This window comes from Streptomyces sp. NPDC006602, from assembly GCF_042870385.1.
Classification (GTDB): Bacteria; Actinomycetota; Actinomycetes; order Streptomycetales; family Streptomycetaceae; genus Streptomyces.
This window is the reverse complement of the sequence record NZ_JBIAHG010000042.1, coordinates 43,658-56,592: the sequence shown is the minus strand read 5'-3', so window position 1 is coordinate 56,592 and position 12,935 is coordinate 43,658. Positions and strand designations below refer to the sequence as shown.

Here is a 12,935-nt window from a genome sequence, read left to right as displayed (position 1 = left end):
ATGGTGAGCGCGGTGAGAGGCAGGGCGAGCAGCAGCCAGATGATTTTCACGGTTCCCCCAGGGGTGCGAAGCGGACGCGCGGTGTGGGGGATGCGGTTCATGGTGGCTTCTTGGCCGGCGGCCGCGAAGTGGACCGCGGAGGTCGATGCCCGCATCAGGGAGCCGCTTCCGGCTCGTCGTTGGTCGGCAGCTCTGATGCACCCGAGGGAACTTTCGTCGGTCGATGGCAAGTGGTCGCGTCCGGCGGTTCGAGAAGGATCTCGGGAAAGGCTCCGGTCAGGTCACCGCCGGCGCGGGAGCGGATCAGCACGCGGCCATCGGCCCACGAGTGCCCGGTAGCCGTCCCACTTGGGCTCAGCCGCGTGATCCGGGGGAAGGGCGGGGTTACAGGTGGGTGTGGCGAGCATCGGATCCGGCAGGGACCAGGGCGAAGGGATGGTGGACGTCTTTTACCGCGTGCCGTGGGTGCGGGCGGTGTCGCCCGGTCAGCGGATCCGCGGCAGGGCCTTGTCCGGGTGCGCGGCGTGTACGTACTTCACGGCGATGCTGGGATGGATGCCGAAGAGGCGGACGAGGTGGACCGGATCGGCGGTCTCCCGGGCCTCGTCCAGGATGCGGCTGCCGTGGCAGCAGCCCGATCTGGTCGAACGCGGCCCGCATCGCGCAGTAGCTGATCTGCGGAGAGGCCGGCACCGGGGCCAGGGTGTGAGCAACGTCCACCCTGCCGACGCTGTGCTGTCGCTGCCGGCGGGCCGGCACTCGACGGGATTACGACGGCTCGCGGTGACCGAAGCCGTCCGCGGCTCGTCCGACCAGGCCCACGATGCAGTGACACGCCGCTGCGGGAACGTGCTCGGCAAGCGCAGACTCGAAGAGCTCGTGGTCGCCGCCGCGCTCGACGTCGACAGCTTCTACCGGACCATGATCCCGGTCCCGTTTCGATGGCCAGTTGCATGGCCTGTTCCTGGTACAGCGCGACGCCGAGGGTCTTTTACAGGGCGCGGCGGGCGAGCGGGTGATGCGGGACGGGGATGTGGTGGAGTTCCGGTTCAACGTGTAGAACTCCACCACATCGCTGACCTGTGGAAATGAGATCTACAGGCAGCAGACACGCGCGGGTCGGCCGGTCGTGGCGGCCAGGTGCTGAGAATCGAGCTCGCGGGGTTCGGCGTCACCGAATCCAGACGGGTGCTCACCGCGCTGGCAGAGGTCGTCGCTCGGCAGTGGCAGTGGGCGCGGCCGCTGGTCGCACAGTGCCTGTACGCGGCTCCGTGGCTGGACGCGCTGGAAGGCCTTGCTGTGGCCGGTCCGTCGGCGTTGGCGGCGATCGCGGAGAGGAGTACAGATGCGGGAACGCGAGACCACAGGACACAGCAGTGGTGTCCGCAGGACGTCGCGCGTTCACACGTCGCTCGACTTGCGGGCATGTGCCCGCAGGCCAGTGAAGCGATCGGCCAACTCCGAGGTCAGTGCCGGCCAGACCACCGGGTCGTGCCCGGGGACGAGACGGTAGCCGCGGTCGGCGGCCAGCCGCTTCAGTCTGCGTATCGGCTCCACGGTCTCGGCCGGGTCGACACCGATGGAGCCTCCGACGGGCAGCTCGTGTTCGATGTTCTCCGTCAGGTCGGCAGCGTCGAAGGCGAAGACGAACCCCCCGCCGCCCACCGACTCGTCAAGCGTCACCACGAAGCTCTGGTGGCCCGGCGTGTGTCCGGCGGTGAGCACCGCGGTCACCCCGGGAGCGATCTCGACGTCGCCGGTGGCGGTGCGCCAGTCGATCCTGGGGTCGTCGAAGTCGATTCGGTAGATGGCGTTCCGCTCCGGCTCCGGGTGGCCGGACAGGCCGTAGTCGAGTTCGGTCTGCTGGACGTGGACGGGTACCCGGCCGGCGAAGTGCTTCAGCCCGCCGGCGTGGTCGTTGTGCAGGTGGCTCAGGCCGACGGCGTGGATCTGGTCCATGTCGATGCCCGCTTCGGCCAGTGCCTCCTCCAGGGGTTCCCCGGGGCCGGGCAGGATGGCCTTGACCGGACCCCCGTGGAAGCGCCGCCGCAGGACGGGATCATTGACCAAGGCCGCGTTGAAGCCGGTGTCCAGGAGCAGCCAGCCGCCGTCGCAGTGCAGCAGCACTCCGGGAACCGGCTCACGCAGCCGCTCGGTGCTCGGCGCGCCGAGCACCGACACCGACTTCGGCAGATCCTCCCAGCCCAGGGTCAGCAGCACGATCTCGCGCACCCCAGTGCCCATCTCTTCCCTCATTTCCGGTGGTGTGCCGGGCGTCCGGCGGGCACCAACGGTGCGCGCCGGACGCCACGGCGTCGTGTGTACGTGGTGGGCCGTCGGTTCAGCCCGCGGACAGCGCGGCCACGCTCAGCGTGAACGGCGCGGTGATCACATGGGCCTCCTTCACGCCCTTCAACCAGGGCTGGGCGACCATGAAGTCGTCCTGGTTGACCAGGTTCTCCCAGCAGCCGGACTGCGCGGCCAGCGTGCCGACCTTGGAGAACACCTCGTCGCTTCCCGTGGCCAGGCCCTGGTGGATCAGTTTCGTGATCTGCGGCGTCGAGCACTGCATGTAGTTCAGCCCGGCGCCCTCCTCGTAGCTGATGTGGGCCCACGTGTAGGGCGCCGCGGCGTCCGGCCAGCCGGTCGACAGCAGCATGTCCGGAGCACCCTTGACGTCGGTCGGCCAGGTGAAGATCTGTGATGTGGGGTACGCCTGGATCTTCACGGTGAGTCCCGCGGAGCTCAGCTGCGCCGAGATCAGGTTCGCCACCGTCTGGTTGTCCGAGGACTGCGAGTCGTAGCCGATGGTGAGCGTGCGCTGGCCCGCGGGCAGGGTGGCCGCGATCTTGCTGAGCACCGAGGGATCGTGGCTGATGCCCTGCTCGGCCTCACCCGTCGGCATCATGCGTGCCGGGTATGCCTGGTCGGCCTTGTCGGCCCGGCCGGTGAACACCGCCTTGTAGAGCGCGTCGGCGTCGATCGCCTGCAGGAGCGCCGAGCGGTTGGCCGGGCTGGTGAGCATGCCGCGGTGCGGGTTGACGTAGAGGAAGTCGGAGTTCATCGACTGCATCGAGTAGTTCTTCAGCGCGGTGTTCTTCCGGTACGACTGCACCGCCGACGCGCTCAGGTCGTGCATGACGATGGCCAGCTGCCCTTTGTTCAGGGCCAGTTGCTGGGCAGAGGGGTCCGTGTACACCGGCATGTCGACGGAGGTGAAATACGGCTTCGGGCCCCACCACCCCGCGAACGCCTTCATCGCGTAGTGGGTGCCCACCCGGGCATCGGTGAGCGTGTAGGGGCCGGTGCCCAGGTCATGTTTGCGCAGATACGTCTGGGCATGGTCCTTGCCGGCGTGGGCGACCAGCCCCGTCGGGCTCATCATCCTCGGCCCGTAGGCCGATGCCAGATAGGCCGGGAACGCGGCGTTGCTGTGCTTCAGCTTGACGGTGACCTCGTAGTCGCCCTGCGTGGTGACCGAGGCGACGTCCGACACCATGTAGGCCGGGCCCTGGTTGACCGCGAGACGGCGGTCGAACGAGGGCTTGACGGCGGCGGCGGTGAACGGCGTCCCGTCGTGGAACTTCACGCCGTGGCGGAGCTGGAACGTGAAGGCCTTGTTGTCCGGTGACGCCTTGAAACTGGTGGCGAGGTCACTGACGATCTCCGGCTTGTCGGTGCCGGGCCGGTACTGCAGCAGCCCCTCGTAGAGGTTGGTGGTGAGCAGCAGACCCTGCCCGGCGTAGTAGATGTCCGGGTCCGGCGGCTGGCCCGGGTCCTGAAGGAAACTGGCATGCAGGACGTGGTCGGTGGGTGCCGCGGCGGCCTTGGCGCCGTTCGACGAGCCGCCGCACCCGGCGAGCAGCCCGGCGCTCACCGCCACCGTCACTGCTGCCCGGGCGCGGTTGTTGCGTCTGAGTCGTCCTGTCATGCGAACTCTCCTTGTACGAGTGCTGACGATGCTGCCGCCTTCGGCCGGCCACCCAGGCCGGCGAAGGCGTCGATGATCTCCGCGGTCGATCGACGGGCACCCGTCTGCAGGTACTCCATCGCGTCCAGTGCCGCGTCGTGTCGGGCCCGGCTGGAGCCGCCGACGCAGTCCTCGACCACGCGGACGTGGTAGTCGCGCTGATGGGCGTCCGCGAACGTGTAGTGGACGCACACATCGGTGAGTCCGCCGATCAGCACCAGCGTCGAGACCCCCAGGCCGCGCAGCAGGATCTCGAATTCGGTGCCGATGAACCCGGAGTAGCGGCGCTTGACGATGTGGGCCTCGCCCGGTTCGGGGCGCAGGGTCGGCCAGAGCTCGGTCGCCTCGTCGCCCTCGATGCAGTGCGGCCCCTCGGCGCCGTCGAGTTCCCGGCCGAAGTCCACGCCGCTGCGCCGGTGCACCTCCTGGAAGAAGACGACCGGCACGCCGGCCTCACGGGCGGCCGCGACAAGCCGTTCGGCCCGTTCGATGCGGTCCTGCCAGCCGGGCATGTGCGCGATGCCGACGACCTCGGGCGGCATGGCTGTGCCGCGCTGGATGTCCACCACGATGAGCGCCGGATCGCCGACGAAGAGGGCGGGTAGGTCCACGGGTACTCCTTTCCTGGCCCGGGGCGGCCACGGTGCCGCGTCCGGTCGGTGTCAGCCGGTCTGTTGGTCCGGGCTGCCGGGCGCCGGCCGGCAGGTCACCGGTGTGCCGGTGCCCGCCGAACGCGGGTCGATGTAGTCGGGAGCGGTCAGCCCGAGCCGCCGCACCGCCGTGCCGGTGAGCGCCTCCAGCAGGCCCGCCTGGCTCCGGCACATCTGGACGGGCCCGGGCGGGCGGGCGGGCTGCCGGTGCGGTGTGCCGGCCGGTCCCCGGCGGGTGCTCAGACATTGATCCTCGGATCCGCGATGCCCTGCAGGAGGTCCACCGTCGTGTTGATCACGACGTAGCCGGCGCCCAGCAGAAGGGTCACCCCGGCGATGGCCGGGAAGTCCCCGACCGGGATGCTCTGCGCCATGTACTGGCCGACGCCCGGCCAGGAGAACACCTGCTCGATGACCAGGACACCGGCGAACATCAGGCCCGCCTGCAGACCGGTCATGGACAACGCGGGGCCCAGGGAGTTGCGGATCACGTGCCGGACCATCACCTGCCGCTCCCGCAGCCCCTTGGCATGGGCCGTGCGCACGTAGTCGCTGCGGATCGTGCCGACGAGACTCGACCGCAGTACCCGGCCGATGGAGACGGCCGGGCCGATCGCGACGGCGAGAGCCGGCAGCACCAGATGGCTCAGGGCGTCGGTGACGACGTCGAACCGCCCGGCCAGCACACCGTCGACCGTGAGCAGGCCCGTCGGACCCGTCGGAGCATCGGCGATGCCGGTCCGCCCGGTCGCCGGCAACCACCCCAGGTGCGCGTAGAACAGCAGGATCCCGGCGATCGCCAGCAGGAACGGCGGAGCCGAGGCACCGACGAACAGGACCAGCCGGAAAACCCTGGCCCCCGGCCAGCGAAGCGTCGTGCCCACAGCGAGCAGCACGGCGAGGACGAGCGCGAACGCCAAGGCGAAGAGCATCAGTTCCACGGTGGCCGGAGCGAACGTCCCCAGGTCGGCGCGCACCGGACTGCGGGTGCGGTACGACTCACCGAGATCGCCCTGGAGCAGAGCGGCGAGATAGTGCCCGAACTGGTCGGGCAGCGGCCGGTCCAGTCCGAGCAGGTGCCGCTGCGCGGCGATCGCCGGGGCCGTCGCGTTGGCACCGAGCATGGCGTGTGCCGGGTCCAGGGGGGAGACCTTCTGCAGTCCGAAAAGCACGGCGGTGAGCACCAAAAGGATCACCACCATGGCGGCCACACGCTTCGCGATGAGCTGGAGCACTGCCGTTCCTTAGGGGGTTGCGACGGGAGAGCTGAGGACGCGTGTGGATGCCCGCCGGGGGCTACCGGTCGTCCATGAGGTTGCGGATGGCATCGCCCGCGACGTTGCCGACCAGGGCCAGGAGCAGTACGGCGAGTCCGGGCATCACCGGGATCCATGAGTACTGGAGGAGGAACTGCAGGTTGCGTGCGGAGTCGGCGCCCAGTTCGGGTGCGGGTGCCGGCTGACCGAGTCCCAGGAATGACAGCCCGGCCAGGGTGAGTACGAGGTTGCCGATGTCCAGGCTCGCGGTGACCACGGCCGCCGGCAGCGCGCCGGGCGCCAGGTGCCGCAGCGCGATGCTGAACGGCCCGGCTCCGGCGAGCCGGGCCGCCTCCACATGCGGCCGGGCCGCCAGCGCTCGTGTCTCACCGCGCACGATGCGTGCGTAGAACGGCCACCACACGATGGCCACGGCCAGCAGTGTGTGGGGGAAGCTCGGCCCCAGCGCGGCCACCACGGCGATGGCCAGCACCGGCGCGGGCAGCGCCAGGAACCCGTCGGTGACGCGCATCAGCACGTCGTCCACAAAGCCGCCCACGGTCCCGGCGACGAGACCGACGGTCCCGCCGACGACCAGACCCGAGGCGATCACCGCCAGGGCCGCGAACCAACTGGTCCGCAACCCGAACAGCACCCGGCTGAGGATGTCCCTGCCGATGCTGTCGCTGCCCAGGAGGAATCCGCCCTGGCCCGGGGAGAGTTGGGGCATGCCGACCGGTTGGAGCGGGTCGTGCGGGGCGATCAGCGGTGCGAGCAGGGCCACCAGGGTGACGACCGCGAGCAGCCCCGCCAACGACCAGTTGATCCATCGGGCGGCGCCTGCGGGAAGAATCCGGCCGCCTCCCCTGCGGCGGGGAGTCGCGGCGGTCACGTGCGGTTCGGCCACGGCCATCTAGATCAACTCCGGTTTGAGACAGGCCACACCGCGCTCGCGGGCGCCCCGTAGGGGGAGGAGCCGAAGCTCCAGGTCCGCGTCGGCGCACACTTCCTCCGCCACCGGGCAGCGGGGATGGAAGGCGCAGCCCGGCGGCGGGGCCAGCGGGCTCGCCGGTTCACCGACCGCCGCCGCCGGGGTGACGCCGAAGTCCGGCACCGCACCGACCAGCGCCTTGGTGTACGGGTGGGCCGGCCGGCTCACCACGTCCTCGACAGGGCCCTGCTCGACGATGGCGCCCAGGTACATCACCGCGATCCGGTCGCCGACGATGCGCGCCACGGACAGGTCGTGTGTCACGAAGACGACAGCCATCCCCAGGTCGCGGCGGAGCCCGGCGATGAGATTGAGCACCGTCGACGCCAGCGACACGTCGAGTGCGCTCGTCGGTTCGTCGCAGAGCAGTACCTCGGGAGGAACCACGGTCGCTCTTGCCAGGGAGACCCGCTGCCGCTGCCCGCCGGACAACTGGGCGGCGCGTGCCTGCGCGACCTCGTCGGGCAGCCCCACCTGGGCGAGTGACGCCGAGATCCGCTCCTCGTGCTCCGCCCGGGGAACGTGCGCGCGCCGGAGCCGTTCGCCGAGCAGGGCCCCGACGGTCAACCAGGGAGTCAGCGAGGCGCCGGCGTCCTGGAAGACCATCTGTGGACGGGAGCGACCGGCCAGGGTCAGTTCGCCGTGGTCGAAAGGCTCCAGTCCGCACATGGCCCGCAGCAGGGTCGACTTGCCCGATCCGCTCTCCCCGACGATCGCCACCGACTCACCCGCTGCCACGTCGAGGTCGACCCCGCGCAGCGCACGCAGTTCACGCCGTCGAAGGGGACCGGTTTTCACCCGGAACGTCTTGGTGAGGTTGCGCACCCGCACGGCAGGCGGGTCGGAGGGCGCACCGTTCGGGGCCGCGAGGGCCACGGCGGGCGGCTGCGGAGCGGAGTCGGTGCTGTCCGGTGCGTCGGCCGCGGAGGCGGGCGGGGCGACCGCTGCCGGGGCCAGCAGGCACGCACTGAGATGACCGGGGGCCACCGGCACCGGGTCCGGGAGAATGCGGGAGCAGTCGTCCACGGCCAGGTCGCATCGCGGCTGGAAGGGGCAACCAGGTGGCGGTGCGGCCGGACTGGGCACCTCGCCCCGGAGTGTGGCAAGCGTCCCGGTCCGTGGCGAGGACAAGGACAGACGTGAGCGCATCAGCCCGATGTTGTACGGGTGGGCGGCGCTGCCCAGCACCGTCTCGGTGGGCCCGAGCTCGACCAGCCGTCCGGCGTACATGACCGCGATGCGGTCGGCGACCTGCGCGGCCACGCCCAGGTCATGGGTGATGAGCAGGAAGCTGCATCCGATGTCACTGACCAACGACCGCAACAGGGCCAGTACCTGCGCCTGCACCATGACGTCCAGAGCGGTCGTGGGTTCGTCGGCGACCACGAGCGACGGGTTGCCGGCCACCGCCATGGCGATCATGACCCGCTGTCGGAGACCACCGGAGAGTTCGTGCGGGAAACTGGACATCCGCCGCTCGGCGTCGGGTATGCCGACCGCCTGCAGCAGCCGCACGGCCTCCTCGACCGAGCCGGCGGCCTCCGTGACCTGCCGGCCCACGCGCATCGTCGGGTTGAGTGAGGTCATGGGGTCCTGGAAGACCGCACCGAGGTGGCTGCGGCGCACCCGCCGCCGGACATCGGGGGAGCCGCGCAACATGTCCTGCCCGGCAACGCTGACCTCGCCGGACGTGTGATCCAACGCGTCTTCCGGAAGCAGCCCGAGCATGGACATGCCCAGCACACTCTTCCCCGAGCCGGATTCCCCGACCAGGCCGAGGATCTCGCCCGGCCGTACATCCAGGCTGATGCCGCGCACTGCGTGAATCCTCCGGCCTCCGCGCCGGAAGGTGACGGCGAGATCCCGGACGTCGGCGACCGGCTCGGCGGAAGCATCGGCCCGGAGCGGTGCCGAGGCGACGGCCGCTGCCGCATCATGACGATTCATCGGCCGGCCCTCTCCCGCAGCGCGCCGCGGTGCACGCGTTCGGCCTCGGAATACGGTGGCCGCACTCGGCGTGCCCCGGACGTCCGGAACCTGGCTGCGGGACCGCAACGGCGGTTCTCGCCCTCGCCGGCCCGCACGTCGCGCCGGCCTGGCCGAGTGCCGGAGCCGAAGGTGAGCCGCTGGCCGGTGTCGCGGGCGGCCGCAGTCGTGTCAGCCGTGGGGCGTGACGCCGGGGAAGGCTCTGCGAGGGTCGGCGCCGTTCGGATGAGAGTTCCTCTCAGCATCCCGCTGTTCCTTTCTTCGTGAGGCTTGCAGAGCTTCGTGAGCTGGTGTGACGTCCTGACGGACCCGACGCAGGAGCCGTGCCGTCCACGGCAGCAGCCGTAGCCGTGATCCGCGCCTCCAGGCGCGGAGGCCGGCGCCGGAGCTCATTCGGTTCACCGACCCCGCAACCGGGGCCGAAGCCCGTTGCCGACGGCGGACTCCGGCGTCCGGGCGCGGCCTGCCGGCATCGTGAGACGAACGCCGAATCCTCGTTCCTGAAGTCCGCTCGCGCGCGATTCAGGTCAGGCGTCCAGTTCCCGGTCGCCTCCCCGGGCGGGGACTGCCGGCTGAGGCATCAGGGCGGGACCATGTCTTCGGCGGTCAGCGGCGGCGACTCCTTGCGCCCGCGTACGACGGTCTCGATGAGCGCGTCGACGATCCTTGTCAGGAGCATCTCGCCGAGGGCGGCGGACGCCTGGGACGGACGGCCTGTCACCCCGTTGCGCGTGACCTGCGCGGCGGGGTAGCTGAACACAAGGTCCGCGGTGCGGTCAGGGTCGTCGGCGCCGCTCGCCGCCGTCCGGTCCACCAGGTGCGGGGCGAGTACGTACATCAACGAGGTCTCGGCCCGGTTTCCGTGCCAGTCGACGGCGTCGCTGCTGACCTCCTGAGCCACGGTCGGATCGACCGCCCACCAGTCACGAAGCCCGATACGCACGTCGGGCAGGGCACACCGGATGTCGTCGATGGCCACCCGCAACACCGCCGTGTTGCCCACATGGCCGTTGACCAGCAGCATCCGCCGGAGTCCCGAGTGGCTCACCCACTCGGCGTAGGAGCCGATGATGGAGCGCAGCATGTCAGGGGTGAACGACAGCGTTCCGGGAAAGTCCGTGCCGTGCCAACGGCTCACCCCGACTCCGATGGCCGGGAGCACGAGCGCGCCCGTGGCCGAGCTCACCCGGTCGCAGACCGCCTGGGCGATGACCGTGTCGGTCGCGACGGGCAGGTGCGGCCCGTGCTGCTCGGTCGCTCCGACCGGCACCAGGGCGACATGACCCGGATCCGCGGCGAGCAGGTCGCCGATGGCGGGACCTGTCAGCTGTCCCCAGAACTGTGCGGCATCCACCGCGTCACCTCACATCTCCGGCTTGTCCGGGCGGTCAGAAGAACTTCAGGTAGCGGTCGCGTTCCCACTGGGACACATGGGTGTGGAACTCCTCCCACTCCCGGAGCTTCTGCTCGGCGAAGGCCCTGTGCATCTGAGGTCCCATGACGTCCAGACACAGCGGATCGTCCTGGAATGCCTCCACGGCCTCCAACAGGGTTCGCGGAAGGGACGAGATCCCGCGGGCCGACAACTCCGCGTCCGACAGCAGGTAGAGGTTGTCCGTGTTGGGCGGGCCGGGATCCAACTGCTCCCGGATGCCCTCGAGTCCGGCTGCGAGCACCACGGCGGCGGCCAGATAGGGGTTCATCGACGAGTCGGCGGCGCGGCACTCGACCCGTCCACCGCCCATCGGGATCCGGACCATGTTCGTGCGGTTGTTGTCGCCGTAGGTTCCGAACACAGGAGCCCAGGTGAACCCGGAGGCACTGCCCGATTTCACGAGGCGCTTGTAGCTGTTGACCGTGGGGGCGATCACCGCGCTGATGCTGCTCGCATGACGCAGGACCCCGGCTGTGAACTGGTATCCGAGGGTGGACAGCCCGCAACCGCGGGGATCGGCACGGTCCTCGAAGAGGTTCACGCCGTGGCTGTCCGCGAGCGACATGTTCATGTGGGCACCGCTGCCGGTCTGGTTGGCGAACGGCTTTGGCATGAATGTGCCGTAGACGCCGTGCCTGCGCGTTATCTCACCCAGCATCAGTTTGAAGAACGTCAGGCGGTCGGCCGAGGCGACCGCGTCGGTGTACGAGAAGTCGATCTCGAACTGGCCGTTGCCGTCCTCGTGGTCGAAGGAGTACACGCCCCAGCCGAGGGCGTTCATGGTGGTGACGAGTTCGTCGACGACAGGGAAGGTCCGCAGCAGGGATCGCAGGTCGTAGCAGGGCTTGGCCAGCGAGTCGGATTCCTCGATCGGCTCCGGACCCTTCTCACCGTCGCGCAGGATGAAGAACTCGGTCTCGACTCCCAGGTTGAACACGAAGCCCAGTTCCGCGGCGTGCGCCACCGAGCGCTTGAGGATCTGGCGGCTGCAGGCCTCGAACGGAGAGCCGTTCAGTTGGAGATCGCTCGGGAACCATGTGACGTCCGGCTGCCACGGCATGGCGATGCCGCCGCCGAGGTCCGGGACGGCCGACACCTCGTCGTCGTTCACCTCCTGCGGTACGGCGTCGAGGGCCGCCCCGGTGAAGAGTTCCGACCCGGACACGGCGGCGCCCAGGTGATCAAGAGGGACGATCTTCGCCTTCGGCTTTCCGTGAACGTCGACGAAGCTGATGGCGGCATACCGGACACCCGCCCCGGCCAGCTCCGACTGCAGGGTACCGACGTCGATCAGTGGCTCGTCGGCCGGTGACGGCTGACGAGCAGTGCTGGTGAGAGTGATGTCCACTTCCGCTGATGCCCTTCGGTACCGGGCCGCCGCCGCTGCGCGCGTGACCTCCCCAGGCGGACGATTCCGAATGAATCAAGCCTCTCGGTCGCCCTTGTGGCTCGAAACGTACGGTTCGCCGGTTTCCCGGGAGTTTCTGTGACGTATCGATTTTCAGTGGAGAGCCGGCCGGAGGCACCGACGGCAGGGCACATCAGACGCCTGCCGCGACCAGGTGCCGGCTACTCGACGGGCGGCATCGCGGGACCGGCGGCTTCGGCCGCCTCGTGGCGGGGGTGGCGAACTGGGCGGCGGCGCCGGTGCGGTGGCGGCATGGACAGGTGCGGACCGGCTCCACCGTGCGGTGGCCTCCGGTGCGGGCGGGGAGCAGGGGCGTCACGCCGCGCGCGAGACACTCGGCGCCGCTGACACGCGAACCGGCGGTTACGGGGCCGCTGCCAATGCGTTCCCTGTCGCCCGCCACTGTCATCGCTGGGCGCCCTACACCCTCGCGTCGCCTTCGGGCGGCGCGTCCTCGTACCGCGTTGCCTGCTGCTGAATGAGCTCGATCTCAGCGGAATCAGCCAGCAGCGACCGGACCGATGTCCAGGCGACGAAATTGGCGTAGTCGGTGGCTTCGTAGTCGCGGTAACGGAAGGGGACGTCTGCGTCGAGACGGTGCCGTGCACGATGGCGGAAGCGTTTCTGCATGCCTTCGTTGAAGGAGAGCAGGCCGAGTGCGCCAAGCTCCGCGTCGACCGGCAGCAACTGCCCCTGTGCGATGCCGTCCTGGATGATTCCGGCCAGACACTGCACCAGTTGCTGGTAGTCGCACCAGAAGTCGGCGAATGCGTCGGGCTGCTTCCCCGCGAGCTGTTCGATCTCATTGAAATCGATTGCGGACAGGCAGAGCTGCAGGGTGTCGTACCGCAGCACACGATAGAGCTTGAGGGCCGGCGAGTTCGGACCGGACGCCAGACTGTCGATGAAATCCAAGGACACCCGGTTGACGGCAAGAGTCGCCTGAAGTATCTGCTCCTTGCGCCCGAACCAGTAGTAGAGCGACTGCTGCTTCAGCCCCGCTTCCCGGGCGATCGCCGTCATGGTGGTACCGGCATATCCCCGCTCGGCGAACAGTCGCGCCGCCACGCCGATGATCACGTCCCGGGGCGGGGAGTCAGGCGACGAGCCGGAGGTCCGAGGACGCCCGACCCGACGTCCAGAGCGGGGCGTCCCGTCGGACCCGTTCTCGCTCTCCGGATTCACTGACGCCTCTCACACCGATTCGGGATTCCGCGTGGCAACGACATACCGAGATCG

Annotated in this window: 10 protein-coding genes and 1 pseudogene; all 11 read right to left on the bottom strand. The window is 69.6% G+C overall.

Annotated elements, in window-relative coordinates:
* Positions 1-95 precede the first annotated feature (95 nt).
* Positions 96-185, bottom strand: a pseudogene (locus ACFYO2_RS44145) (ADP-ribosylglycohydrolase family protein); the annotation flags it as partial.
* Between the two features lie 1,216 nt (positions 186-1,401).
* Positions 1,402-2,244, bottom strand: coding sequence for an N-acyl homoserine lactonase family protein (locus ACFYO2_RS44140; protein WP_388361640.1), 843 nt, complete (start codon positions 2,242-2,244; stop codon positions 1,402-1,404).
* A gap of 97 nt (positions 2,245-2,341) precedes the next feature.
* Positions 2,342-3,931, bottom strand: coding sequence for an ABC transporter substrate-binding protein (locus ACFYO2_RS44135; protein ID WP_388361638.1), 1,590 nt, complete (start codon positions 3,929-3,931; stop codon positions 2,342-2,344).
* Entirely contained in the window at positions 3,928-4,581 is a 654-nt protein-coding gene (locus tag ACFYO2_RS44130; protein WP_388361635.1) for a cysteine hydrolase family protein, read from the bottom strand. Before ACFYO2_RS44130 ends, ACFYO2_RS44135 begins: the two co-directional genes overlap by 4 nt.
* 51 nt (positions 4,582-4,632) lie before the next feature.
* Complete coding sequence (locus ACFYO2_RS44125) at positions 4,633-4,794, bottom strand: hypothetical protein (protein ID WP_388361633.1); 162 nt, start codon at positions 4,792-4,794, stop codon at positions 4,633-4,635.
* Between the two features lie 65 nt (positions 4,795-4,859).
* On the bottom strand, positions 4,860-5,855 hold the full coding sequence (locus ACFYO2_RS44120; protein ID WP_388361630.1) for an ABC transporter permease: 996 nt from the start codon (positions 5,853-5,855) through the stop codon (positions 4,860-4,862).
* Positions 5,856-5,916: 61 nt separating this feature from the next.
* Positions 5,917-6,789: an ABC transporter permease gene (locus ACFYO2_RS44115; protein ID WP_388361627.1), complete on the bottom strand. Its 873-nt coding sequence runs from the start codon at positions 6,787-6,789 to the stop codon at positions 5,917-5,919.
* Positions 6,790-8,814 (bottom strand): dipeptide ABC transporter ATP-binding protein, encoded by a 2,025-nt coding sequence (locus ACFYO2_RS44110; RefSeq protein ID WP_388361624.1) that lies wholly within the window; start codon positions 8,812-8,814, stop codon positions 6,790-6,792.
* Positions 8,815-9,433: 619 nt separating this feature from the next.
* Positions 9,434-10,207 (bottom strand): creatininase family protein, encoded by a 774-nt coding sequence (locus ACFYO2_RS44105; RefSeq protein ID WP_388361622.1) that lies wholly within the window; start codon positions 10,205-10,207, stop codon positions 9,434-9,436.
* Between the two features lie 34 nt (positions 10,208-10,241).
* A complete protein-coding gene (gene glnT, locus ACFYO2_RS44100; protein ID WP_388361620.1) occupies positions 10,242-11,636 on the bottom strand; it encodes a type III glutamate--ammonia ligase in 1,395 nt (464 codons plus the stop codon).
* Positions 11,637-12,116: 480 nt separating this feature from the next.
* Positions 12,117-12,776 (bottom strand): TetR/AcrR family transcriptional regulator, encoded by a 660-nt coding sequence (locus ACFYO2_RS44095; protein ID WP_388361618.1) that lies wholly within the window; start codon positions 12,774-12,776, stop codon positions 12,117-12,119.
* Between the last annotated feature and the right edge of the window lie 159 nt (positions 12,777-12,935).